Annotated in this window: 19 protein-coding genes and 1 pseudogene; 8 read left to right on the forward strand and 12 right to left on the reverse strand. The window is 65.1% G+C overall.

Annotated elements, in window-relative coordinates; genetic code table 11:
- Window positions 1-132, forward strand: a pseudogene (locus tag H162_RS34370) (IS5/IS1182 family transposase); the annotation flags it as partial.
- A 322-nt stretch (window positions 133-454) separates the two neighbouring features.
- Here H162_RS34370 and H162_RS0122335 read toward each other — a convergent pair.
- Window positions 455-745: a hypothetical protein gene (locus H162_RS0122335; RefSeq protein WP_156885750.1), complete on the reverse strand. Its 291-nt coding sequence runs from the start codon at window positions 743-745 to the stop codon at window positions 455-457.
- A gap of 302 nt (window positions 746-1,047) precedes the next feature.
- Between H162_RS0122335 and H162_RS34375 the strand changes: the two genes are divergently transcribed.
- The 4 genes from H162_RS34375 to H162_RS31585 all read left to right on the forward strand — a co-directional run bounded on the left by H162_RS34375 (window position 1,048) and on the right by H162_RS31585 (window position 5,845).
- Complete coding sequence (locus H162_RS34375) at window positions 1,048-1,212, forward strand: hypothetical protein (RefSeq protein WP_020655718.1); 165 nt, start codon at window positions 1,048-1,050, stop codon at window positions 1,210-1,212.
- A gap of 175 nt (window positions 1,213-1,387) precedes the next feature.
- A complete protein-coding gene (locus tag H162_RS0122345) occupies window positions 1,388-2,353 on the forward strand; it encodes a hypothetical protein (protein ID WP_020655719.1) in 966 nt (321 codons plus the stop codon).
- 1 nt (window position 2,354) lies between these two features.
- Window positions 2,355-3,665: a beta-barrel domain-containing protein gene (locus H162_RS0122350; RefSeq protein ID WP_020655720.1), complete on the forward strand. Its 1,311-nt coding sequence runs from the start codon at window positions 2,355-2,357 to the stop codon at window positions 3,663-3,665.
- Complete coding sequence (locus H162_RS31585; RefSeq protein ID WP_229452193.1) at window positions 3,662-5,845, forward strand: peptidase domain-containing ABC transporter; 2,184 nt, start codon at window positions 3,662-3,664, stop codon at window positions 5,843-5,845. Before H162_RS0122350 ends, H162_RS31585 begins: the two co-directional genes overlap by 4 nt.
- Window positions 5,846-5,947: 102 nt before the next feature.
- Here the strand turns inward: H162_RS31585 and H162_RS31590 are convergent, their stop codons facing one another.
- Window positions 5,948-6,529: an SCO family protein gene (locus H162_RS31590; protein WP_229452196.1), complete on the reverse strand. Its 582-nt coding sequence runs from the start codon at window positions 6,527-6,529 to the stop codon at window positions 5,948-5,950.
- Window positions 6,530-6,563: 34 nt separating this feature from the next.
- The gene (locus tag H162_RS0122365) at window positions 6,564-8,264 is read right to left on the reverse strand and encodes a multicopper oxidase family protein (protein WP_026354953.1); all 1,701 of its coding nucleotides are present in this window, start codon (window positions 8,262-8,264) and stop codon (window positions 6,564-6,566) included.
- Window positions 8,265-8,849: 585 nt separating this feature from the next.
- Here H162_RS0122365 and H162_RS0122370 point away from each other — a divergent pair.
- On the forward strand, window positions 8,850-10,238 hold the full coding sequence (locus tag H162_RS0122370; protein WP_020655724.1) for an FAD-binding oxidoreductase: 1,389 nt from the start codon (window positions 8,850-8,852) through the stop codon (window positions 10,236-10,238).
- A 9-nt stretch (window positions 10,239-10,247) separates the two neighbouring features.
- On the opposite strand, the gene H162_RS34380 is transcribed toward H162_RS0122370, so the two are convergent.
- On the reverse strand, window positions 10,248-10,436 hold the full coding sequence (locus H162_RS34380; protein WP_156885752.1) for a hypothetical protein: 189 nt from the start codon (window positions 10,434-10,436) through the stop codon (window positions 10,248-10,250).
- Window positions 10,437-10,544: 108 nt separating this feature from the next.
- Complete coding sequence (locus tag H162_RS34385) at window positions 10,545-11,093, reverse strand: hypothetical protein (protein ID WP_156885753.1); 549 nt, start codon at window positions 11,091-11,093, stop codon at window positions 10,545-10,547.
- A 761-nt stretch (window positions 11,094-11,854) separates the two neighbouring features.
- On the opposite strand from H162_RS34385, the gene H162_RS35025 reads away from it, so the two are divergent.
- Window positions 11,855-13,777, forward strand: coding sequence for a coiled-coil domain-containing protein (locus H162_RS35025; protein ID WP_211223738.1), 1,923 nt, complete (start codon window positions 11,855-11,857; stop codon window positions 13,775-13,777).
- Between the two features lie 21 nt (window positions 13,778-13,798).
- Here the strand turns inward: H162_RS35025 and H162_RS31595 are convergent, their stop codons facing one another.
- The 3 genes from H162_RS31595 to H162_RS0122400 all read right to left on the reverse strand — a co-directional run bounded on the left by H162_RS31595 (window position 13,799) and on the right by H162_RS0122400 (window position 19,480).
- Window positions 13,799-16,183 (reverse strand): sensor domain-containing protein, encoded by a 2,385-nt coding sequence (locus H162_RS31595; RefSeq protein ID WP_169444552.1) that lies wholly within the window; start codon window positions 16,181-16,183, stop codon window positions 13,799-13,801.
- A gap of 151 nt (window positions 16,184-16,334) precedes the next feature.
- Window positions 16,335-17,183: a formate dehydrogenase accessory sulfurtransferase FdhD gene (gene fdhD, locus H162_RS0122395; protein ID WP_020655729.1), complete on the reverse strand. Its 849-nt coding sequence runs from the start codon at window positions 17,181-17,183 to the stop codon at window positions 16,335-16,337.
- A complete protein-coding gene (locus H162_RS0122400; RefSeq protein ID WP_040787939.1) occupies window positions 17,180-19,480 on the reverse strand; it encodes an FdhF/YdeP family oxidoreductase in 2,301 nt (766 codons plus the stop codon). Before H162_RS0122400 ends, fdhD begins: the two co-directional genes overlap by 4 nt.
- A gap of 328 nt (window positions 19,481-19,808) precedes the next feature.
- On the opposite strand from H162_RS0122400, the gene H162_RS31600 reads away from it, so the two are divergent.
- Complete coding sequence (locus H162_RS31600) at window positions 19,809-20,930, forward strand: DNA topoisomerase IB (protein ID WP_020655731.1); 1,122 nt, start codon at window positions 19,809-19,811, stop codon at window positions 20,928-20,930.
- A 226-nt stretch (window positions 20,931-21,156) separates the two neighbouring features.
- Here H162_RS31600 and H162_RS0122415 read toward each other — a convergent pair whose 3' ends face one another.
- The 4 genes from H162_RS0122415 to pncB all read right to left on the reverse strand — a co-directional run bounded on the left by H162_RS0122415 (window position 21,157) and on the right by pncB (window position 25,537).
- The gene (locus tag H162_RS0122415) at window positions 21,157-22,137 is read right to left on the reverse strand and encodes a Bug family tripartite tricarboxylate transporter substrate binding protein (RefSeq protein ID WP_020655733.1); all 981 of its coding nucleotides are present in this window, start codon (window positions 22,135-22,137) and stop codon (window positions 21,157-21,159) included.
- Between the two features lie 111 nt (window positions 22,138-22,248).
- The gene (locus H162_RS31605; RefSeq protein WP_020655734.1) at window positions 22,249-23,409 is read right to left on the reverse strand and encodes a GGDEF domain-containing protein; all 1,161 of its coding nucleotides are present in this window, start codon (window positions 23,407-23,409) and stop codon (window positions 22,249-22,251) included.
- Between the two features lie 436 nt (window positions 23,410-23,845).
- Window positions 23,846-24,259, reverse strand: coding sequence for a DUF4019 domain-containing protein (locus tag H162_RS0122425; RefSeq protein WP_020655735.1), 414 nt, complete (start codon window positions 24,257-24,259; stop codon window positions 23,846-23,848).
- Between the two features lie 87 nt (window positions 24,260-24,346).
- Complete coding sequence (gene pncB / locus H162_RS0122430; protein ID WP_020655736.1) at window positions 24,347-25,537, reverse strand: nicotinate phosphoribosyltransferase; 1,191 nt, start codon at window positions 25,535-25,537, stop codon at window positions 24,347-24,349.

Raw genomic sequence — 25,537 nt, forward strand, 5'->3', positions numbered from 1 at the left:
TTCCGTCATCGCAAGACACGCTATCGTGGGCTGGCAAAGAACACCACGCAGCTGTTTGCCCTGTTTGCGTTTGCAAATCTGGTGCTGGCTGGACGAACCTTCGGAAGCGCTCGCGCCAGAACTCCGTCTTGAGCGGAGAAAAACTCGCAGGGATACCTCGAAAATCGTCTCGCGACGCCGTGCTGGGGCAAAAATACTCGCTTCGCTGCTCGTCAAGCCAGCGTCGACAGCACAGCTCCGGCCACGAGAAAAATATCGATTAAATCAGCGCTTCCTTAGCTGGAAGCGCCGGGATTGAGCAACCCGGACAGCTTCCCGATAAGGGGGGGAAACACCGTTCGGAAGGATGGCCAAGGATGTGGCTTGATTATTCCGAACGGTGGTGAAGCTCCCGTATTTATCCAAATACGCCGTTTGCCAGTCGATTGCCAATTGTCGGCCTTTATCCCGGCGCTCATATCCCTGCATGTAACGCCTGCGCCATCGACAAATCCGCGGCCCGGAATAAGGGATATTCGGCCTGATCGAAGAAATATACTTTTCGCGTAGCATTCCGGTTTTCCGTGCTCGCCGACGGTATTGCGTCCGTCTGCCTTCCCTGATCTTTCAGCGCGCGCCTCACCTCTACGGCAATGCGATTGCTGGCATTGTCGATCATTAATTCATTCCCCCAGTATTCTTCAATATCCTGACAGACATAATACCCGGCCTGGCCATGTGCTTTTCCAATGCGGTTTACCGTCATTTGAATACTTGGGTTTTCTCTGCTGTAGAAAAAGGTTCAATTATTTTTTCAGATTTTCACGAATGTGGTGAAAAACGACAGTATAGGATCTGAATTTGATCTTTACTTCCCATGTTGTTAATCTTTTTTTACAGGCCGGTCCCCGTTTAATTCGGGGCTCCAGCAAGCATTTATTCTGCAGTGGGAGCGCGCCCCGCTATGGGATGGCTTGTTTCTGTTTTTTAGATAGGGGCAATGTGACCTTATCGGCAGGGCCTTGTGGGGCAGACTTCCTGCTCTGTTCAACAACGAAGGAGAGGATCATGCGTAACCTGGACAGCAATGAGCTGCAGCATGTATACGGCGGCCACAACGGCGATCACAAGGACAAGAGCAAGAGCTATAGCAACAGCCATAGCCGCGATAAACATAAACACAACAGCAGCAAGAGTTTCAGCAAGAGCCGCAACAAGTGCAAGCGCTATTGATTGCCGGCTGACCGCGGCAGCCTGCCGCTTTCGTGGACAGGTCGGTTGAGGACAAGGTCGCGCAGATGGCGGGCAATCCGCCGCTTGCATGAAGCTTGCCGCTGAATCGTCATGGTCCATCCGGCCCGGGGCCAGGCCGACGCTACCGGGCCGCTCACACAGCGAGGGGATGACAATGAAACGGGAAAGCGAACTGGACGATACGCTGACGCAGTCGGCGGCGGAACAGGAAATGTGGCTGTTGGGACAGGCTCCACTGCGCAAATACCTTGATTTCGTCGTCGACATCGGATGTGGCCCGAAAATCGTCAACCGCACGCCATTGGTGCAGGAGTGGAGCGCGGCTGCCCTGTGGTACGAGGAGCTCGCAAAAAGGGAGCCCGGCGTTGCCGACAAGCTCGACTGCAGACCCCTCGACCCCGCACTGGCGCCGCTGGCTGACGAAGTCCTGTCCAGCGCCCGCTTCACGCGCAGCTTCAACCACCTGCCGTCCCGGCTGGCGATGGTGGAACTGGCCCGCCTGGTCGTATGCCAGAACCATGTGACCCGCAGCTTTGTCGACCGGCTCAAGCAACGCCTGGGGCCGCACCCCGACCCCGCTGCGCTGTTCCGGTTCTGCCTGCCGTCGGATGACAGCCAGGCGCCTGTGCAGATCCGCGAACTCGGCGCCAGGCGTTATGAGTTCCGTTCCGATTCGACCGACTTTCGCTTCCACGAACCGGTGCTGCTGAAACCGCAGCAGTTGACCGACTACGCGGCCTTCGGCTCGGTCGCTGCGGCGCTGGGCCTGGTGGTCGGCTACGGTTCGAATTTCCTGAATGCGGTATGTGACGACGACAGCGGCCGCCTGGTCTTGCATAACGGCTATCACCGCGCCTGCGCCCTGCTGGAACTGGGGATCACCCACGCCCCCTGCGTCGTGCAGACCGTCACCTCGCGCGACGAGCTGGACCTGGTCGGGAAACCGATCGTTGTCAATGACCCGGGCTATTTCTTCAATGCGCCGCGCCCGCCCCTGCTCCGGGACTTCGCCGACCCCAGGATACGCAAGATACTGCCGATCCGCAAAGTGTCGCGCGTGATCGAAGTCAGCTTCGAAGTGCGCGACTACATGACCGACGACTACCTGGCGGACGACTAGCATGAACGACGGCGGTGGAGAGCGCGAGCAGCGGGCCGCCGCCGGCGTGCCCCTGTTCCGGCCCGAGGTGCTGCGCAACCAGCAATCCGAATGGATGGGGACCATCCTGATCAAGCCGCACGCGATGAACTGGTGGTTCGCCGCCATCGCGGTGCTGACGGTGTTCGCCATTCTCCTGCTTCTGTTTACGGCCAGCTATACCCGGAAGGCGCGCGTGTCCGGCTGGCTGATTCCACAGCAAGGCATGGTGCGGGTATTCGCGCCCCGTGCCGCCGTGGTCACCGCGCTGCTGGTGCGCGAAGGTGCGCAGGTGAAGCAGGGGCAGCCGCTGGCGCAGCTGTCGGCGGAAGAAACCAGCGCGGCGCTGGGCGACACCCAGGCCGGCACCGTGCGCGCGCTCGAAGCGCAGCGCGCGACGCTGGATGTGGAACGCCTGCGTGCGCAGGAGATGTTCGCGCAGCAGCGTGCCGCCCTGGCGACACGCTTCGACACGCTCGGGCGCGAGGCCGACAGCCTGCGCCAGGAAATCGAAGTCCAGCAACAACGCCTCGCGCTGGCACGGCAATGGCAGAAGCGGCTGGGGGGCCTGCAGGGGAGCGGCTACATCTCGGAGCAGCAGGTGCGGGTCGCGGCGGAAAGCGCGCTGGACCAGGCGGCGAAGCTGCGCACCCTCCAGCGCGGCGTGCTGTCGCTGGAGCGCGAGCGCGCCGTGGTGAAGGGCGAACTTGAACAACTGCCGTCGAAGATGGCGACCCAGGAAGCGCTGATCGCACGTACGCTTGCCGTCAACAGCCGCGACCTGGGCGAGGTCGAGGCGCGCCGTTCCCAGGTGATCCCGGCGCCCCAGGCCGGCACCGTCACCGCCATCCATGCCAGCACCGGAACGGCGGTCGGCCCGTCCGCGCCGCTGTTGAGCATCGTCCCGCGCGGCGTGGTGCTCGAGGCGCACCTGTATGCGCCGAGCCGGGCCGTGGGCTTCGTGCATGCCGGACAAACGGTGCTGCTGCGCTACCGCGCCTATCCGTACCAGAAGTTCGGGCACGCGCGCGGCGTCATCGCCAGCGTCTCGCGCAGCGCGATCGAACCATCCGAGCTGCCGGCGATGTTCGCAGGCAGCCCGGCTGGCAGCTCCGCGGAAGCCATGTACCGCGTCACGGTCGCCCTCGACAGCCAGAACATGATGGCCTACGGCAAGGCGGCTCCGCTCCAGCCGGGCATGCAGCTCGACGCCGACGTGCTGCTCGAGCGGCGCCGGCTGTTCGAATGGGTGCTCGATCCGGTGTTCACGCTGACAGGGAGGTGGGCTCCATGATGAACTGGCACGAGAGCGCGGGATACGGCGGGCGCCTGCCCTTGATCCTGCAGACCGAGGCGGCGGAGTGCGGCCTGGCCTGCCTTGCCATGATCGCGTCCTTCCATGGCGATGGCTACGGCCTGGCGCAGCTGCGGCAGCGCTACGGCCTGTCGCAGCGCGGCGCCTCGCTGAAGGACATGATCGCGATCGCCGACAACCTGGGCATGACGGCGCGCCCGCTGCGGCTCGAACCGGACGAACTCGCGCTGCTTGCGACACCCTGCATCCTGCACTGGGACCTGAACCATTTCGTGGTGCTCAAGCGTGTGACCTCGGCCGGGGTCGTGATCCACGACCCGGCCTCCGGCGTGCGGCGCCTGGCGCATGCCGAGATGCTGCGCCACTTTACCGGCGTGGCCCTCGAACTGAACCCGGCGCCGGGGTTCGCCACGGCGGAGCCGGCGCCGCGCGTACGCCTGCGTGCGCTGGTGGGCAAGCTCGTCGGTATCCGGCGCTCGCTCGGCGTACTGGCCTGCATGGCGCTTGCCATCGAACTGCTGGCCGTCATCACGCCGTTTTTCATGCAATGGGTCGTGGATGAGGCGCTGGTCAGCGCCGACCGCGACCTGTTGCTGACGCTGGCGCTCGGTTTCCTGTTCATCCTGATGTTGCGGGTCACCGTGACCGCCATGCGGGGCGCCACGCTGATCGCCATCTCGAGCACGCTCAAGGTGTCGGGACGCGCCACCCTGTTCGGCCACATGGTGCGCTTGCCGGCGCGCTACTTCGAGAGCCGTCACCTGGGCGACGTGCTGTCGCGCTTCGGCTCGCAGGACACCATCCTCCAGGCGCTGACCACCGAACTGGTCGAGATCATCCTGGACGGCCTGATGTCGCTGGTGACGCTGGCGGTCATGTTCGTCTATGCGCCCGGACTCGCCATGCTGGTGCTGGCCGGGGCGCTGCTGTACGCCGTGTTGCGCGCGGCATCCTACGCCAGCCTGCGCAACGCGTCGGCCGAGGCCATCGTGTGGGGCGCCCGGCGCGACAGTCATTTGCTGGAAACGCTGCGCGGCATGAAGACCATCAAGCTGTTCAATGCCCAGGCCGCGCGCCAGGCCCATTGGCTCGGCCTGCTGGTGCAGACCGTGAACCGCCAGGTGACGACGCAGAAGCTGGGTTTGCTGTTCCGTACCGTCAATTCGGCATTGATCGGTGTCATTGCCGTCCTGGTGATCTGGCTCGGCGCCGAGCGGGTCTTGCAGAACACCTTCTCGGTCGGGATGCTGCTCGCCTTTATCAGCTACAAGGACCAGTTCCTCAGCCGTGTCAGTGACCTGATCAATAAAGTACTGGACTTGTGGATGCTGCGCCTGCATGCCGAGCGCCTGGCCGACATCGCGCTGACCACGCCCGAGGACGTCGGCGTGGCGCCGCCGGACGCTGCGGAGTCCCGCGCGCCGCTGGCGATCGAACTGCGCGGACTGCGCTTTCGCTACGGCGCCAGCGACCCGTGGATTCTCGACGGCATCGACCTGTCGATCGCGCCCGGCGAGTCGATGGCCATCGTCGGTCCTTCGGGCTGCGGCAAGACGACCCTGCTCCGGATCATGGCGAGCCTGCTCGAGCCTGGGGCTGGCGAGGTCCTGGCGGGTGGACGGGCGCTGACCGGGGCCGGCCTGGCGCAATATCGTTCCCTGATCGGCGTGGTGCTGCAGGACGACCAGCTGTTTGCCGGTTCGATTGCGGACAACATCAGCTTCTTCGCCGATGCGCCGTCAAGCGCCCGCATCCGCGAGTGCGCGCGCCAGGCGGCCGTGCTGGACGATGTGGAGGCGATGCCGATGGGCTTTCATACCCTGATCGGCGACATGGGCACGGTGCTGTCGGGCGGGCAAAAGCAGCGGATCCTGATTGCGCGCGCGCTGTACCGCGAGCCGGTCCTGTTGCTCCTCGACGAGGCCACCAGCCACCTCGACGTGGCGCGCGAACAGCAGGTAAATGCCGCCATCAAGGATTTGCCGATGACCCGGATCATCGTCGCCCACCGCCGCGAGACGATCCTGTCGGCGGACCGGATCATCATGCTCGACAAGGGGCGTATCGTAGCCGACCTGCGCGGAGAGCGCGGGCGCGAGGAGTTCCTGGCGCTTGCCGGGGCCAGGGATGGGGCCGTGGAATTGACAGTGCTGGCGTAATCGGGTCGCCGCGCCCGGTGCGCCCGCCGTGTCGAGCATGGTGTGGCCTGTCACTGCAGCGCTCGGCACTGCTGCGGTCGTACCGGAGCATCCTGGACGCTCTCAGCCAATATTGTCGATGGCCTTGACGATCTGCGCCGTCTGCGCCCTGTTAGGCATCATCATCCACCGGTCCCGCGCGACATTTCCGATGCGCAGTGCACCGGTGTGGTTGGCGAGATCGGCATCGGCAACGGGATCCGTATCGTAGAAGCCGAGCTTGCGGCGGACCAGATCGATGTCGCGCGGACGGCCGGTCAGGAACGACCAGCCGGGGCCGATATCGTAGCGTCTCGCGTAGTCCGCGAGCGCCGCCGGGGAATCCAGCTCGGGGCGCAGGGTCAGCGAATAGAAATGCACATCGCGCCCGACCCGGTCGCCGAGCGCCTCCTGCACTTCGCGCAGCCGCGCGGTGTTCGCCGGGCAGATCCGTGTGCACACCGCGTACATCATGTTGATGACCACGACCTTCCCTGCGAGCAGGTCCGAGTAGAACCGCACCCGCTTCCCTGTCTGGTCCTGGAGCACCGGGTCAGGCAGGTAAGGGTGCGCCGCCAGTGCGCCTTGCGTTGCCGCGTGCAGCCGATTGGCCGTCGCCCCGCAGGCGACGCCGCCCATCGTTGCCAGCAGAAGTCTTCTGTCCATGGTCCTCTCCCTGGTTTCCTGTGGCTGGAACTGATCAGTCATCGTGCTTGACATCGAAGCGCAGCATCATCGCGTGGTCTTCGTGGATCGTGTTATGACAGTGCATCATGTACTTGCCGACGAATTCCCGGAACTGGATCAATATCCTGACGGTCTCGCCGGGGGCCAGGACGAAGACGTCCTTGCGCCCCATCTCATGGGCTGGCGGCGGTTTGCCGTTGCGCGACAGGATGCGCCCTTCTTCCAGGTGGATATGGATGGGATGGTGCCAACTGCCCTTGCCCTCCAGTTCCCAGATCTCGATGGACCCGTGCTCGACCTCGAAAGTCGCCTTGTTCACGTCAAAGATCTTGCCGTCGATCACCCACACCCCGTTTTCGCGCTCGAATTCGAAATGCCGCTTCTTGGTCACTTTGGTGAGATCGATCGGTGACAGTTCCCTCAGCGTGTCCGGCACCCGGCTGTTGTCGACGGCTGTGCGGTTGACGTAGAAGCGCATGAGCTGCTGCCCCGTCTTGCTGAGGGTGGTTTCAGGTCCCCGCCCCTTGTCCTGCACGATGCGGTCGAACAGGAACAGTTCGGAGTACAGGGGAAAATCCTTGAAGTCGACGACGATATCGATGCGTTCGGCGGGCCCGATACGGAAGGATGTCATCGTCACCGGCTTCGGCAGCAGGTTGCCGTCGTTGGCAATGAGCTGGAAGGGCTTGTCGACGCCCTTGTAGCGAAGGCTGAGATGGTAGAAGCGCGAGGTACTGCCGTTTAATATCCTGAAACGGTACTTCCGGCTTGCGACATTGAAGTACGGCTGGATTTTTCCATTGACCGCGAACTTGTTCCCCAGGAAACCTTCCGGGTCGAACTGGTCGAACACGCGCAGGCCGCCGGAGTCGAATTTCGGATCCTGGAGGACCAGGGGAATATCGTAGACGCCGACGCCGCTGGGCAGGCGCAATGCGGTCAGAGAGGGGTCGTTCTCGTTCCCGGTGTCGAGCTTGTCGAAGAACAGGAAAAAGCCGGCGAGTCCCTTGTAGACATTCGCGGCCGTGAAATCCTCGCGATGGTCGTGGTACCACATGGTGCCCAGCCCTTCGCGCGGGTCGCCATCGGTGTCCGGGAATGCATCGTAGCCGGCAAAGCAGTTGGGATAATGGCAGTCGTAGAAAAAGCCTGGCCGGGTCAGGGTGGGACCGTATTTCGTCGCGCTGAAATAATTACCGGCGTAGCCATCGCTTTCCGAAGCGGCATGCGCATTGTGCACATGCGTGGATATTTCCGGGGAACCAAACCCATTTACGTCAGCCCTCAGGTTATTGTAATAGCGAATGATAATCGGTTCGCCTTCGTATACCACGAAGGTCGGCCCGGGAAGGATGCCGTCATACCCCCAGATTTTTTGCCTCGGCAATTCGCGGTGATAATAATGCCAGCCTTCCTTCACGTCGATCACATAGGCTTTTTTGTAAGGCCAGCGCTCCCACCCCTGGTGATCGTCGCGTCCGGCCTCGTCGGGATGCGCCGATTTTTGCGGCACCGGATAGAGCGTCGGGGCTGCCGCCTGCTTTATCGGCGGTATGGGAAGCGGTTCGACAAACGGTGTGGTGTAAGGCGGCCTGATGTCCGAGGCGGCGGCATCCACCGCATGTGCAGTAATGAAACCGGAGCCCCCGGCGGCTGCAGCAAGCTTGAGGAACTCACGTTTTTTGGGCGCAAAAGGGCCCCTGTCGTCCGCCATAGTCATTTCCCCACCCCCTAATGGTTGAAATGTGAAAACGCAAATTTTCCGTGCGTATGGATAGCCGCATTTTCCGCGGGAAGAGTTTTCCATCGCATCATTTTATTTTCGCTGACACTTCTTTTTCATATTTAAGCACTGACAGCGAGCGCAGCGCTAGCACAGCATTTTTATACTAGCGCGTTTTTTTCTATCGCTACTGTAGTATTTTTGTTTAACCATTTGGTAAAATTCTCTATAGAGCAAGAGTTACAATCCAGCCTGCCAAACGAATGATGGCGAAATGGGGGTGGCATCAGGGAAGAATTCGGAGATGTCGACATCGATGAGGATTTGATTTTTTTTAAAGCAGGCTCATCAGCGGGAGAAGAAATCGGGACAAGACAGGTGCATCGCGCTTTACCGGGAATGCATCCTTGATTTCCAGGAAAATGGAATGAATCTCCGACACTGCAAGCCATGCGATTGCCGGCGCATTGAGCGCGAGGCAGCGCCCGACGGGTAAGCAACTAACGAACCCACTTGCATATCGACCCCGCTCCCCTATCCTGAAGTATTGTCAACGAACCAATGCGGAGGCGAATGATGAGTACCGTAGGGGGGATCGAGATCGAAGAGCTCCAGCGCAGCCTCAGGGGCGCCCTGCTGCTGCCGGGCGAAGCGCAGTACGACGAAGCCCGCAAGATCTGGAATGCAATGATCGACAAGCGTCCAGCCATGATCGTGCGTTGCGCCGGCCCGGCCGACGTGCGGACTGCGGTCGATTTCGCACGCAGCCATGGCCTGCCACTGGCGGTGCGGGGCGGCGGCCACAATATCGCCGGCAGCGCCCTGGTCGACAACGGCCTGGTGATCGACCTGGGCATGATGCGCTCGGTGCGGGTGAACCCGCAGGCCAGGCGGGCCCGGGTCGAGGGCGGCGCGACCCTGCGCGACGTCGACCACGAGGCGCAGTCGTATGGCCTGGCAACGCCGTTCGGCATCAATTCGACCACCGGCGTGGGCGGCCTCACGCTCGGCGGGGGCTTCGGCTGGCTCACGCGCAAGTTTGGACTGGCCATCGACAACCTCGTCTCGGCCGACATCGTCATCGCCAGCGGCGAGCGGCTGCACACCGACCGCGACAGCCACCCCGACCTGTTCTGGGCCATCCGCGGCGGCGGCGGCAATTTCGGCGTCGTGACGAGCTTCGAATTCGCGCTCCATGCGGTCGGTCCGATGGTCACCGCCGGCCTGCTCGTCTTCCCGTTCGCGCAGGCCGGATCGGTGCTGAGGAAGTACCGCGACTACGTCGAGGCGCTGGACGAGGATGTATCGGTCTGGGCCGTCCTGCGCAAGGCCCCGCCCCTGCCCTTCCTGCCGCCGGCGGTGCACGGGACCGACATCGTGGCGCTCGCCTTCTTTTCGCCGCTGCCGCCGGAAGATGCGGACGCCGCCGTCGCCCGGGTGCGCGGCTTCGGCGAGCCGGTGGGCGAACACATCGGCGCCGTGCCTTACACCGCGTGGCAGCAGGCCTTCGATCCCCTCCTGGTACCGCCGGCGCGCAATTACTGGAAGTCCCACAACTTCAACAGGCTCAGCGACGACGCCATCGACGTGGTGATCGCCTACGCCGGCAAGCTGCCGTCCGATCAGAGCGAGATCTTCCTCGGACTGCTGGGCGGCGCGGCGAATACCCACGCCGCGGACGAGATGGCCTATCCGCATCGCGAGGCGCTGTACGCGATGAACGTGCACACCCGCTGGCAGGACCCGTCCGAGGACGCCAGGTGCCTGGCCTGGGCGCGCGAATTCTTCAAGGCGGCGGCGCCCCATGCCGCCGGCGGCGTCTACATCAACTTCCTGAACGAGGACGAAGTCGACCGGATCGCCGAAGCCTACGGCCCCAACTACCCCCGGCTCAAGGAGATCAAGGCGAAGTACGATCCGGACAACCTGTTCCGCAGCAACCAGAACATCCGGCCCGGGGCCTGAGCGGGCGCTTCAGGAATCGCCCGGACGCGGGATCGTGCGGATCACCAGTTCATTGCAGCCCGATTCCGCATCCGGCGCGCGACTGAAGCAGACATCCGGCAGGTGCGCCAGCAGGATGATGTCGTCCGCGGACAGCATCGCTTCGAGCGCGATGCGCAGGTCCTGTTTCGGACGAAGACGCACAGGTAGGGGTCGCATGAGGACGGGAATGGCAGGGGCGGTGCAAGCCGGAGCGGTATCGGAAGATCGATTGTACCGGCTGATTGCGCTGCACGGCGGACATCCTGCAGCGCTTCATCTGGCGCCTTACCGCTTGGCGCCATGCTCCTGAGCATACTCCCAGATCTTGAAGAAGCGGTCTCCACTACTCGCTGGACAGTGTTGTAGAACTTCTTCCTGCTGCTCTGGTGTCATGGCCCTGACCACACGGTTGATGTGCTCCACGTCGCGTTGATCGACAACAGCACGTGCGTGCGCCCACCTTGGACGCCCTGGGTGCCTTCCGAAGAGAATGCGAGGCAATGCGGTGATCAACAGCGGCGGCCCCAATATGGGGATCAGGACGTACCACCAGGGCGCCCACATGAATCCGATGAGAAGTGATACCAGGAAGCATATTGCCAGCGTCGCTCCGTACATTGCAACGCCATCTCTTTCCAGGCAATCGGATGGATATTTCGTGGCAAGTCTCTGCCTGACATCCTCCAAGACAGCGACGTTCTGGGCCGACACGGGATGCTTCGTATCGCCTGTCTTTTTCGCCACATGATGGGAATGAAGTTTGGCCGAAGCAAGCGATTTCAGGATCCTTCCCGATGCTTCATCGACTTTCTTACGAATTCGAATCGACTTCATAGCCGGATTTAATACATGGAGTTAATATCACCCAGTACAAAAATACTGCACCGATACGTTATATGCTTACCCCTGCATCACTTTCCCGAAACTTTCCCGCGTATGCGCTGAGCGTCCATCTCTTTCTGATGCGCTGACGCTGGCCCTGGCGTCGTCTCATGAGAATTCAAGCGATGTTAAGAATGCGTTCAGAAAGCGTGAAGAACAGGTTAATTTTCTATTTGGCAAAATGATTCTTGTTTGAATTTCCTCGCTTCGATGACCCGGTCCAGGCCAACGGCCGGACCCAGGGCGTGCAGCACCTGTGCCCGCCGGGACCGGGTCAGTCCGGGCAGTCGCCCCATCCACCTCGGCGCTTTCATCGTTCCTCCGCCATCGGCTCGAACGGCGCTGGACCACGCAAAAGCTCGACAGTCCATCGCGGACCAGCAGGATACGGCGACCGGCGCCAGAATATTTCACGGCCCGCCATGGACGCCTAACAACACACTGCTTGCCACGAAAGCAACTCTCCTCGTACACTGAGCCTTGGCCGATCTTTGCAATCGGCTGGAACCGGCCGTTCAGATACCTGAAGGAGCTGAGACGAACGATCATCGAAGGACGATCGCGAATAACCGGACAGGCGGCCATGCCGGTCATGCATGACCTGACCGCCTGTGCAAGGATTTCCCAATTTGAGAACTGCTCTCTTCACCGATCGCGCCCCCTGGCGAATGCGCATTGCGCTGTCATTCTCCATGCTGGTTCACGCTCTGCTGTTGAGCATTACCCTGAGTGGCGGGGGTTTCGGACTTCCCGGTCTCCAGTTTCCGTGGCAGGAAAGGCGCCTGGGGGCCAACGACCTGCACGTCCTGCTCATGACGGCGCCGCCCCCCGCGCCTGCCCCGACGCCGGCGCCTGTCCCGGCGCCTGCCCCGGTGGATACGCCGCGTACGGACCTGCCCGCGCCGGCGCCCGCCGCACCGGTCGAGCGCCCGGTTGCCAGCAAGCCGGCACCGGTGACGATGCCGGCTCCCGTCCTTGCACAGCGTGCCGCGCCCCCCGTGTCGATCCCCCTGCCGGCGTTCGCACCGACGCCGGCAAGCGATCCTGCACCGCTGCCGGAGCCGCTCATGACGGCCGGAAAGCGGCCCGAGGTGAACCTGCCGGTCGCGCCCGACGCGCAACCGCTGCAGGCGCCCGACGATCCCCTTGCGCGCGCCCTTCCTGCCGCAGGGGCTGACCTGCCTGTACCCGGCAATACGGGTGATGCCGTCCAACAGCAGCTCGAACAGGACAGGCAGCAGGAAGCGGCGCGGCAAGCGCTGCTGCGGCAGGACGCCGCCCGCGCGGAGGAAGCGGCCAGGAGCGAAGCGGCGCGCCTGGAAGCCGAACGCCAGGAGCTTGCGCGGCAAGAAATCCTGAGCCGGGAGGCGCTGCGACAGGAACAGGCAAGACAGGACGAATTGGCCCGCCAGGACGCCGCCCGGCAGGAACTGGAACGGGCCGAGGCCACGCGACTGGAAGCCGCGCGCGTGCAAGCCATGCGGCAAGAGCAGACCAGGCTGGCCCAGCTTGAAGCGGCGCGCCAGGAGCAGCTGCGACAGGACGCCGCCCGCGCCGAAGAAGCGGCCAGGAATGAAGCGGCGCGCCTGGAAGCCGAACGCCAGGAACTTGCGCGACAAACCGCCGCCCGGCAGGAACTGGAACGGGCCGAGGCCGCGCGCCTGGAAGCCGCGCGCAGGGAAGCCATGCGGCAGGAACAGGCAAAGCTGGCGCAGCTCGACGCGGCGCGCCAGGAACAGCTGCGCCGGGAATCCGCCCGCGCCGAGGAAGCGGCCAGGAGCGAAGCGGCGCGCCTGGAAGCCGAGCGCCAGGAGCTTGCCCGGCAAGAGAGCCTGCGTCGCGAGGCGGTGCGGCAGGAACAGGCAAGACTGGAAGAGAAGGCCCGGCAGGACGCCGCCCGGCAGGAGCTGGAACGCGCCGAGGCCGCGCGGCTGGAAGCCGCGCGCAAGGAAGCCTTGCAACAGGAACAGGCAAGGCAGGCGCAGCTCGAAGCGGCGCGGCAGGAGCAGGCCCAGCGAGAGGCCGCGCGCCAGGAGGCATTCAGGCAAGAGGCGGCGCGACAAGAACAGGCAAGACAAGAGCTGGCGCAGCGGGAACAGGCGCAGCGTGAACAACAGGCGCAGCAGGCGCAGCAGGCGCAGCAGGCGCAGCGGGAGCGGGCCGAGCAGGAGGCGCAACGCGAGGAGCGCCTGCGCGCGATCGGCAGGCAGCTCGACCAGGAAACCGCCCAGCGCGATGCCGGATTAAATCGCCCTTCGCAGACGCTGCCGCCCACGACAAGCGGCCTGCGCCGCGGATGGCTTTACGGACGCGCCGACCCGAATGCCGACCTGGTGCTCTACGCGGAAGCCATGAGCCGCAAGATCGAGATGAACATCAGCTTCGACAAGGTCCGGGACACGGTGAAACAGCCTCACGTCCAACCGATCGTGACGGTGGCGGTCCGCGCCGACGGCTCCGTGGAGAAAGTGAGCTTCGTGGTCTCCAGCGGGGTGGCCGCGATCGACGAACTGATACGCGAGGTCGTGGCCAGCCAGGCGTCCTATGGCGCCTTCCCTCCCGCCCTGGCGCGCCAGTACGACGTGATCGAAATCCGCCGCACCTGGATATTCGACATCGCCATCCGCCTGCAGTGATGATGACGTCGGCTGGCGCGCCTAATCCGCCAGCCGCGCCCCCGCCGACACCATCCGCTGCAAGGCCTCCTGCGACAGGGCCGGGCTGAAGTAATGCCCCTGGATCTGGTCGCAGGAGAGATCGCGCAGGAAGGCGAGCTGTTCGCGCGTCTCCACCCCTTCCGCGATCACCTTCAGCCGCAGGTTGTGGCCGAGCGCGATGATGGCCCGGGTGATGACCGAGTTGCCCTCCTGCTCGAAGGTCTCGACGAAGGAGCGGTCGATCTTGATGTAGTCGAAGGGGAAGCGCTGCAGATAGCTCAGGCTGGAAAAGCCGGTGCCGAAATCGTCGATCGACAGGCGCACGCCCAGGGACTTGAGGGCCAGCAGCGCCTCCATCGCCTCGGCCGGATGGTCGACCAGCTGGCTTTCCGTCACTTCGAGCTCGAGGCTGGACGGCGCGATCTGCATGCGCTCGAGCATCTCGCCCAGGCGCTCGGCGAACTGGTACTGGCGCAACTGGCGCGCCGACAGGTTCACCGAGATCACGAACTCCTCGACGCCGATCGCCTTCATGGCCTTCAGCGCCCCGCAGGCTTCCAGCAGCACCCATTCGCCGATCGGCACGATCAGGCCGGTTTCCTCCGCGATCGGAATGAACTCGTGCGGCGGGATCACCCCGTTCTGGGGGTGCCGCCAGCGCACCAGGGCTTCCGCCCCCACGACCTTGCCGGTGCCCAGGTCGACCTTCGGCTGGTAGGCGAGCTCCAGTTCGTGGTTGTTGATGGCCTGGCTCAGGCTTGCTTCGAACTGCAGGTGCTGGTGCACGATCTGGTTCAGCTCGATCGAGTAGAACTGGCAGTTGTTCTTGCCCAGGGTCTTGGCATGGTACATGGCCGCATCGGCGGCGCGCATGATGCGTTCGACGCTGTCGCCGTCTTCGGGGAACACGCTGACCCCGATGCTGGTTCCCGGCACGATGGTCTTGTCGCCCACGGCCACCGGCATGCAGACGCTGCGGCGGATCCGCTCGACCAGGTCCGCCACGTGCTCGCGGCTGGGCTGGTCGGTGATCACGAGCACGAATTCGTCCCCGCCGATCCGCGCCACCGTGTCGTCTTCGCGCATGTTCGCGCGCAGGCGGTCGGCGACCTCGCGCAGCACCGTATCGCCGGCGTCGTGGCCGAAGTTGTCGTTGATGTACTTGAAGTTGTCGAGATCGAGGTAGGCGAGCGCGCCCACGCCCTCGCGCCCGGCGGAAGACTCGATGGCGAACTTCAGCCGGTCCTGCAGCAGCATGCGGTTGGCCAGCCCGGTCAGCGGATCGTGGTGGGCCAGGTGGTGCAGGCGCCGTTCGTGATGCCTGGCTTCGGTGACGTCGTTGATCACCGCGACGAAGTGCGTGACGTTGCCGTCGAGATTGATGACGGGGTCGATGCGCAGGTCGTTCCAGAACACTTCGCCGTTCTTGCGCGCGTTGCGCAGCACGACCCGGACGCTCGCCTTGCGCTCGATGGCCTCGCGGATGCGCGCGTGCTCCTCGACGTCGCAGCCTTCGATGCGCATGAAGCGCGGATCATGGCCCTTGATTTCCATGAGCGTATAGCCGGTGATCTGCTCGAACGCCGGGTTGACGTACTCGATCTTGTTCGTCCCGTCCTCGAAGCAGGTGATCACGATCGCGTTCACGCTCGAGTACATGGCCCGTTCGCGGACCCGCAGGCCGTGTTCGGTGCGCTTGCGCGCCGTGATGTCCAGGCCGGTACCGACGACACAGGGCAGGTCGCCCAGGTCGCTCCGGGCGCAGTGGAACAGGAAACTGGTGCGCCTGCCGTGCTTGCCGACCAGTTCGGCTTCATGCGAGGACTCGCCGTGTTCGAAGGCTTCGTGGATCTTGCGCTCGATCTCGCCCCGCTCCGCCTCGTCGAAGAAGGCTCGGACGTTGACGGTCGGCAGCTCGTCGCTGGCCATCTCGAGCGCCTGTTCGAGCTGGCGGTTCCACAGCAGCAGGTGGCCGCTGCGGTCGATCACGTAGAAGACGCAGGGCAGGCCTTCGATGAATTCGGCAATGGGCAGGTCCTGGATCAGGGCGTAGCGCGACGGCAGTTGTCCGGCGCGCGGCATCACGATGACGCTGTAGGCGCCGGCCTGGCCGGTGTCGAAGGCCTGGGCGGCGACCGTGATCCGGACTGGCAGCCTCTGTCCATTAGCACAGATCAACTGCCCGCAAACATCACTCTCCGCACGTTCAGGGATGGGCTTGGCGGCGCCGGCCGGGTCCTCGAACTGGATCACCCGGTCGAGCGACTGCCCCCGGATGTCATCCGCGGCATAGCCTGCAAGTTTCTCACAAGCCTTGTTCCAGCTGACGATGGCGCCGTCCGCATCGACGACGAAAACCGCGATGGGCAATGTCGAGGGATTCAAAAAACCCTCCTGTGTACCAGAGAGTGGCATTACGACCTGAACTCATGATAGTCCGATAATGATAGCGCAGCAAATACCGCTCGCGTATTCGATACGGGTAGTTAAGCATGTCTGGTCTTCGACCATCCCATTTGATTCCGGCTGGCACGCTTCATGCGCGGGCAAGCCGCTCCGGATGGCTGTACAGGACGTGCCGTCCGCCGCGCACGAAGCCCGCCAGTGTCAGGCCCGCGCGCTCGGCCATCCGCACTGCCAGCGCCGTCGGCGCCGAGATCGCGCCGAGCACGGAAAATCCTGCGCGCGCGCACTTCTGCACCATCTCGAAGCTGGCGCGGCTGGTGACGACGGCAAAGCCGTCCCCCGCCGGCAGCCCGGCGCGCGCCAGCGCGCCCACCAGCTTGTCGAGCGCATTGTGGCGGCCGACGTCCTCGCGCACCAGTTGCAGCTGCCCCTCCCAATCGGCCCAGCCGGCCGCGTGCACCGCGCCGGTCGCCTGGTGCAGGCGCTGGCTGGCGGCCAGGCCTTTCACGGCCCGATGCAGGGCGTCCGGCGCCAGCAGGCCCGCCGCCGGCGGGCCTGCACGCGCCTCCTCCACGCAGCTGTCCTGCTCGAAGTGCGACAGGCTGTCGACGCCGCACAGGCCGCAGCCGGTCCTGCCGGTGCGCGCCCGCCGCGTTTCCTTCAGCTGCGCCATGGCCCGGGCGGAGATCCGCATCTCGATCGCGATTCCCGCCCCTGCTTCCTCGACCTCGATGTCGTACAGCTCGCACGGATCGCACACGATGCGCTCGCCCAGCGAGAAGCCGAGTGCGAAATCCTCCAGGTCCTGGGGCGAGGCCAGCATCACCGCCTGGGTGATGCCGTTGTAGACCAGGGCCACCGGCACCTCTTCGGCCACCAGTTCGCTGCCCGGCTCCAGCCGGCCGTCGCGCCAGGCGCTGGCCGGCAGGCGGCAGGCTGCTCCTGGCGCCAGGCCGGCGAGCAGGTCGGCGGCGTTCATGTCGGCCTCACGCGTTCGATCCGCACGTCGATCGCCTTGGCGGCCGGCACCTTGCTCTCCTTCGCATGGTGCCAGAGCGGGATCAATGGATTGCACTCGGGGAAGTAGCCGGCCACGCAGCCGGCCGGCACGTCGTAGGGCACCAGGGTCAGTCCCTCGACGCGGCGCACGACGCCGTCGTGCGTGGCGGAACACAGCGTCACCTCCTCGCCCGGCGCCAGCGCATAGCGGGCCATGTCGACCGGCGCCATGAACAGCACCATGCGGCTGCCGTGCACGCCGCGGAAGCGGTCGTCGTGGCTGTAGATCGTGGTGTTGAACTGGCCGTCGCTGCGTACCGTGAACAGGCGCAGGACGGCGCCGTCGCCGCTCAGGTCGGGATCGCCCTCCAGCTCTTCCGGCACGGTGAACTCGGCCTTGCCGCTGGCAGTCTTCCAGACCCGCTGCGCCGCCGCGATCGGCTTGCGGAAGCCGCCCGGCTCCCACATGCGCGCATTGAAATCGTGGAAGATGTCGGGCCAGGTCGCGGCGATGGCGTCGCGGATGCGGCCGTAGTCGGCCACCCAGGCGTCCCAGTCCACGCGCGGACTGGGCTCGAGCGTGGCCTTGGCCAGGCCGGCCACGATCGCCGCTTCCGACAGCAGGTGCGGCGAGACCGGCGCCGCCATCCCGCGCGAGCCGTGCATGCAGGCGGTGCTGTCCTCGACCGTGACGGCCTGCTGCCCGCCGGCCTGGCGGTCGATCTCGATGCGGCCCAGGCAAGGAAGGATGTACGAGGCCTGGCCGTGGATGACGTGGTTGCGATTGAGCTTGGTGGACACCTGGACCGTCAGCGGCAGCTCGCGCCAGGCCGCTTCCATCAGCGCGGTTTCCGGGACGGCGCGCACGAAGTTGCCGCCCAGCGCCACGAAGGCCTGCACCCTGCCCGCCAGGATGCCTTCGCAGGCCTCGACCGTGTTCATGCCGGGCTTGCGCGGCGGTTCGAAGCCATACAGTTCGCCCAGCCTGTCGAGCGGCGCCAGCTCCGGCTTCTCGGTGATGCCGACGGTGCGCTGGCCCTGCACGTTCGAGTGGCCGCGCACCGGGCAGACGCCGGCGCCGGGCCGGCCGATGTTGCCGCGTAGAAGCAGCAGGTTGACGATCATCGCCACGTTCTGGACGCCGTTGCGGTGCTGGGTCACGCCCATCCCGTACACGCCCATGGCGGCGCGCGCGCCGCAGTAGATGTCGGCCACGCTTTCCATCGCCCCGCGCATCAGGCCCGACTCGCGCTCGATATGGTCCCAGTCGGCCGCGCGCAGCGTGCGCCGGAAGGCCTCGAAGCCATGCGTGTGCTCGCGGATGAAGCCGACGTCGAGCACGCGCGGCCCGCCGCCGGCGCGGGCCGCGTCGTCCAGCGCCACGATGGCCTTGCAGATGCCCAGGATCGCGGCGGTGTCGCCGCCGGGCCTGAGCTGGTGGTACTGGGTGCTGATCGGCGTTTCATGCCCGGTCAGCATCTCGATCGGCGACTGCGGGTTGGTGAAGCTCACCAGGCCGCGCTCGCGCAGCGGATTGAAGGTGATGACGTGGGCGCCGCGCCGGCGCGCCGCCTGCAGCTGGTGCAGCATGCGCGGGCTGTTGACGCCCACGTTCTGGCCGAAGAACAGGATGCAGTCGGTCTGCTCGAAGTCGGACAGCTGCACGGTGCCGACCGCCACGCCGATGGTCTTCTGCAGCCCGACCGAGGTGCTCTCGTGGCACATGTTCGAACTGTCGGGCAGGTTGTTGTTGCCGTACATGCGGGCCAGCAGCTGGTACAGGTAGGAGGTTTCCAGCGAAGCCCGCCCGGAACTGTAGAACACGACCTGCTCGCGGTCGCAGGCGCGCAGCCGCGCGCCGATTTCCGCGAAGGCCGTGTCCCAGCCGATTTCGCGGTATTTGTCGGTGGCCGGGTCCCAGCGCAGCGGCGCCGTCAGCCTTCCCTGGTCTTCCAGCGCGTGGTCGGACCAGGCTTCCAGTTCGGTGACCGTGTAGCGCTCGAAGAAGTCGGCGCCGATGGCGCGGGTCGTGGTTTCCCAGGCGGTCGCCTTGGCGCCGCTTTCGCAGAATTCGAATGGATGCGGATGGGCCGGCTTGGCCCAGGCGCAGCTGACGCATGCGTAGCCGTCCGGCTTGTTTTGCCTGATCAGGAGGCGGCTGTCCTTCAGTGCCGCTTCCTGGTCCAGGAGAATGCCCGTGACTCCCCCCAGTGATCCCCAGCCCCCCGCCGGCATGGTTGCCGGCTCGATGCGTGGCTTTCCTCCATCCTGACTCATGATGCCCCCTTGCTTGGATTGTTCACCCTAGTGGCCTCTTCACTGCTTATCCGTGCGTTTGCGCACCGACCTCCAGCGCGTTCGGGGCATTCCCGGTTCACGCCGTTCACGCCGTGATTCGTTGAGCATAAGCAATGACGCTTCGTGCACCGAACCATTCGCATATCATCTGCCCTTTCGGCGAAGGGGCGCGCATGGATGATCTCGGTGTCGCGCCGGCAATGCTGCCGGGCGGGCGCGCCGCCGCTGACAAGGTTATGTCGCGAACGGTAGGCCAGCGCGTGCCGGCGTAGCATCGGCCCTGGATCAACTCGGACGGACCTGCCTCATGCACAGCGATACCACCCCGGCGACCGACGCCACGCCGGCCGACCCGCCCGCCGCCGCCCGCGCGGCCGGTTTGCGTTACGTCCGCGACGACCGGCCCGGCATCCGGCGCGAACCCGCCGGCGAAGGATTCCGCTATCTCGACGCCGGCGGCGACGCGGTGAGCGACGAAGCCACGCTGGCGCGCATCAGGAAGCTCGCGATCCCGCCGGCCTGGACCGAGGTCTGGATCTGTCCGCAGGCGAATGGCCACCTGCAAGCCACGGGACGCGACGCCAGGGGCCGCAAGCAATACCGCTACCACGCGACATGGCGCGCCGTGCGCGACGAGGTCAAGTACGAACGCATGCTCAACTTCGGCAAGGCGCTGCCGGCGATCCGGGCCGAGGTCGACCGCGCGCTGGCGCTGCCGGGACTGCCGCGCGAAAAGGTCCTGGCCACCATCGTCTACCTGCTCGAGGCGACCATGATGCGGGTCGGGAACGAGGAATATGCGCGCACCAACAAGTCCTTCGGCCTCACCACCCTGCGCAACCGCCATGTGCAGGTCGAAGGCAGCAAGGTCGAATTCCGCTTCCGCGGCAAGAGCGGGGTCTACCACAAGGTCAGGGTGCAGGACCGGCGCCTGGCCCGCATCATCGCCCGTGCGCGCGACCTGCCGGGCCAGGAACTGTTCCAGTACGTGGACGACGAAGGCGAGACCCACAGCGTGGACTCGGCCGACGTGAATGACTACCTGCGCGCGATCACCGGCGAGGACTACACGGCCAAGGACTTCCGCACCTGGTCAGGGACCGTGCTGGCCGCCCTCGCGCTGCAGGAATTCGAGAAGTTCGATTCCGAGACCCAGGCCAAGCGGAACATCGTGCAGGCGATCGAATCGGTGGCCGAAAAGCTCGGCAACACGCCGTCGATCTGCCGCAAGTGCTATGTGCACCCGGCCGTGCTCGACGCCTATCTCGAGGGCACCGTGCTCGAGGTGCTGCGCGAGCGTACCGAGCAGCAGCTGACCGACGACCTGCACGCGCTCACGCCCGAGGAGGCGGCCGTGGTCGCCATGCTGCAGCAGCGCCTGCGGCGCGAACAGGAGCAGGACACGAAACCGGCGCGCCGCGCCGCATGAAGCCCTGACCGGCATCACCTACAAGGAGTGGCATGTTCTTATTCTTCTCGAACAAACTGGGCTGTCTCGGCTCCATCCTGGTATCGGTCGTCCTGACGCTGGTGCTCCTGCTGGTATTCGGGGTGCTGTAGCGGGCAGGCGCCCAAAGAAAGCGGGATGGCAGCACGCTGCCATCCCGCTCGGGTCACCCGGGCCGAACAGGCATCCTGTTCGGCGAGGCGCAGGTTCAGTCGACGGTCGCGCCGCTATCCTTCACCACCTTGCCCCACTTGGCGGCTTCGGCGGTGACGAACTTGCCGAAGTTTTCCGGGGTGTCGCCGACGAAGTCGGAACCGGTGTCGGCCAGCACTTTCTGGAACTCAGGCGCCTTCATCACCTTGATGGTCTCGGCGTTGATCTTGGCGATCACGTTCTTCGGCGTCTTGGCAGGCGCGAACATGCCGTACCAGGCGTAGGATTCGATCGCCGGCAGGCCCGCTTCGGCGAAGGTCGGCACATCCGGCAGCAGCGGCGAGCGCTTGGCGCTGGAGATCGCGATCGGCTTCACCTTGCCGCTCTTGATGTGCGGCATGATGGCGATGGTGCTGTCGAACATGATCGGGATGTGGCCGCCCAGCACGTCGGAGATCGCCGGCGCCGAACCCTTGTACGGCACGTGGACCATGTTCAGCTTCGCCACGCTGTTGAACAGCTCGCCGGTCAGGTGCTGCGGGGTGCCGCTGCCCGACGAGGCGAAGGAGAAGTTGCCCTTCTTCGACTGGATGTGGGCCATCAGTTCCTTCAGGCTCTTGGCAGGAACGGAAGGATGCGCCACCAGCACCAGCGGCACGCGCAGCAGGTTGGTGACCGGCGCCAGGTCCTTGGCCGGATCGAAGGCCATCTTCTTGTACAGGCTCGGGTTGATCACGATGGGCGCGCTCGAGGTGATCAGGATCGTCTTGCCATCGGGATTGGCGCGGGCCACGGCGGCGCTGCCGATGTTGCCGCCGCCGCCAGCACGGTTGTCGATGACGAAGGTTTTACCCAAGCCTTCGGTGAGGCCCTTGGCTACCGGCCGGGCCGCGATGTCCGACGGTCCTCCCGGCGGCCACGGCACCACCACCGTTACCGTCCCATCGGGCCAGTTCTGTGCGAGGGCGCTGAGCGACACGACCGATGCCGCGATGGCGACGACGAGGGATTTGCCCGTGCTGGGAAAGAGGCGCATTTTTCACTTCCTTTCAATGATTGTCCAACTGACTACAAGGATTTTACACCATCATCAGGCCGGATCGCAGACGAGCTGCACACCCTTTTTCCAAGCTGCAGCGGCGCCGGTTCACCCCTGCGCCACGGCGAACCCGGCGCCTGGCGATGGCGCGTGCACCGGGGCCGCGGTCTCGACCCGGTTGCGCCCCTTGCGCTTGGCCGCGTACAGCGCCGCGTCGGCGCGCAGCAGCGCCATGCTCACCACGTCGTCGGCGGCCAGCTCGGCCACCCCGATGCTGACCGTCATGGAGCAGGCTTCGCCATCGGCGTCGAGCCTGGCCGCCGCGACGGCCAGGCGCAGGCGCTCGGCCGCATCGAGGGCGTCGCCGATGTCCGTCTCCGGCAGGAACACGGCGAATTCCTCGCCGCCCAGCCGGCCCAGCACGTCGTGCCGGCGCAGCGTGGATTGCGCCGCCCGCGCGAAGACGCGCAAGGCCTGGTCGCCGAACGCATGCCCGTAGCGGTCGTTCAGCCCCTTGAAATGGTCGATATCCATCATCAGGAGGGTCATCGGCTTGCCCAGGCGCCTGGCCAGCGAATGCGCGCGTTCGGCCTCGCCCAGGAAGGCGTGCCGGTTGACCAGCCCGGTCAGGCCGTCCCGGGTCGCCAGTTCGCGCAGCCGTCGCTCATCCTTTTGCTTGCACAGCAGCAGGAAGCCGAAGCCGTTCACGATCAGCAGGAAATACGCCCCCAGGTAGAGCAGCGTCTGCGGCAGTCCCGGAGAGAAGACGGTCAGCGTGCCTTCGGTGAAGCCGACCCAGGCGCGCCACAGGAAGCCCAGCGCGATCAACAGGTTGGGCACGCCGATGATGAAGCGCAGCAGCGTCAGCCCGGCGCCGATCAGGAAGAAGGCGTTCAGGCCCGCGATCGCCGCGACGATCAGGGACATCAAGCCGGCCAGGTTGACCAGCGAGGCATTGCCCAGCACCGCCGCCGCCAGCAGGAGTTCGCACAGCACGGCGATCACGACCAGGCGGCGCCGCCACTGGTAGCCCATGAACAGGGAGTACGCAGCCAGCTCCCCGACCGCGGCCACGATCAGCAAGCCGTTGGAGAGGAAGGCGCCGAGCGCCGGGGGCAGCTCCGGGCGCAGCCAGAAGGTAAAGAAGGCGCATCCCTGGATGACCTTGGCCCAGGTCCAGATTCGCATGGAAGCATCCGGGGTACCAGACCGCGCATAACCGGCCATCAGGATGGCATAGGTGATGTTGCCGATGGCAAGCATCAACATGAATGCTCTGATTTCACCCACAGGATGCCTTCTTCAAATGAGCGTCCTCCCGCATGTTCGTTCCAGCACCCGGACCAGCGGCATGCGTTCGACCCATGGGCGGAGGAAGGCGCGCGGCTGGCAAAATATATTGCCCTATTGAAATATTATCGCATGATTTCCCGCCGGCCGCCGGGTTCCGCTCGCCTGTTTTCCGGACCGGAATACCCCTCCAGGCACGGACATGCGGCATGGGTTACCGTTACCCTGGCAGGCGACGATATCATGTCGATGGCGCAAGAAATTACGTCAATTTTCACACTTGTGGAGCGCCCTGCCTACCCCGGCGGGTGCGAACTTGCGCGATCATGCGGAGCGCATGGCCGCCGGCCCGGAGCGCCGCTGCAGCGCCCGCGCCTGCGTCGGCACCGCTGGCAGCCGGCGCCTGCGGGGCGCCTTATTTGACGTAGTATCCAGAGACCTTCCAGCTGCCGTCCGGCTCGCGCATCGGCGTCACGGTTTCGATCGCGATGCCGCCCGCGAAGCTGGTCCGGTACTGGATGACGACATACTCGCCGGCCGGTGCGCCGGGCAGCGAGCGTGTCAGGGTAGCGGACTGCTGGGTGCGCGAGCGCACCGGGCCGAGCGGGCTGCGCACCGACTCCAGCGCGGCCGCCCACTGTTCGCGCGAGACCGCGGCGCGCAGCGAGGGCGAGGCCTCGGTCCAGCTCTCGCCTGCCTTGCCGCTGTCCACCAGTTCCAGCCAGCGTCCGGCCGCTTCGCCGGCCGCCTGGACGCGGTCCTGCGCCTGCGCGCGGACGGCGAACAGGGAAAGCAGCGCGGCGATCGCGATGCCCGTTGCGAGCTTCACGGCGTTCTCTTGGTGAACGAAAGGTGAGCGACGAGCATAGCGTGTCCCGGCGCGCGAATTCTCTCGAATTCTTGCCGGGATCGGTTCTCAGTGCTCGGGGTGGCTGAACACCTGGCGCAGGTAGGCGATGAAGGTGGCGTCGTTGCACTGCGACTTGCCCGGCTCGTCCGACAGCTTGGCCACCGGCTGGCCGTTGCAGTGCACCAGCTTCATGACGATGTTGAGCGCCTTGAACTGGGTGTCGTTGGTCAGCTTGGTGCCGATGCCGAAGCCGGTCATGACGCGGTCGGCGAAGTGCCGGTACAGGGACAGGGCCTTGTGCACCGTCAGCGCGTCCGAGAACACCAGGCGCTTGGTGCGGGCGTCGATGCGCAGCTTCGTGTAGTGCGCCAGCGCCTTCTCGCCCCACGCCACCGGGTCGCCCGAATCGTGGCGCAGGCCGTCGAACAGCTTGGCGAAATACAGGTCGAAGTCGGCCAGGAAGGCGTCCATGCCGACCACGTCGGTCAGGGCCGTGCCGAGGTCGCCCCGGTATTCCTGCACCCAGCCCTCCAGCGCCATCTTCTGGAAGTCGCGCAGGCGCACGCCGAAGGCCTGGTAGGCCTGCAGGTATTCGTGGGCCATGGTCCCGATCGGCACCAGGTTGTACTTGCGCGCCAGGTAGACGTTCGAGGTGCCCTTGAAGTACTGCGGCAGATCGCGCGCCAGGGTCGCCACCACCTCGTCGTGCCATTCGCCGGAAAAACGGCGGCGCACGCCGAAGTCGAAGAACTCGAAGGGGTTGGCGCGCGGCGCTTCCAGTCCGAACGCGCGCAGTTCGCGGACCTTGTGTTCCAGCCGCGCGCGCGCCTCCTGCAGCGCCGCCGCCTGGTCGACGCGGCGGAAATACAGCTCGTTGACGATGTAGAGCACGAAGATCTCGAAGCCCATCACGTGCACGATCGGCCCGGCGGCGCGGATGCGCAAATGCGGGCCCTCGGTCTCGACCCGGATGAACTTGCGCTGGAAGCGGAACAGGGTCAGGAAGTCGGCGAAGTCGCTCTTGATGAAGCGCAGGCCGCGCAGGTACTCGACCTCCCCTTCGGTGAACATCATCGAGCACAGGTGATCGAGTTCGCGCTCGATCTCGTCCTTCAGCTCGGCCAGCGGAAAGGCCGGCTCGTTGCGGCAGCGGAATTCGTATTCGCCATGCGCGCCGGGGTGGCTATGCAGCAGCGCCTGCCACATGGTGAACTTGTACAGGTCGGTTTCCAGCAGGCTGCGCACCACGGGCTTCAT

Origin of the sequence: Massilia niastensis DSM 21313 (assembly GCF_000382345.1) — a bacterium.
GTDB classification, from domain to species: Bacteria; Pseudomonadota; Gammaproteobacteria; order Burkholderiales; family Burkholderiaceae_D; genus Telluria; species Telluria niastensis.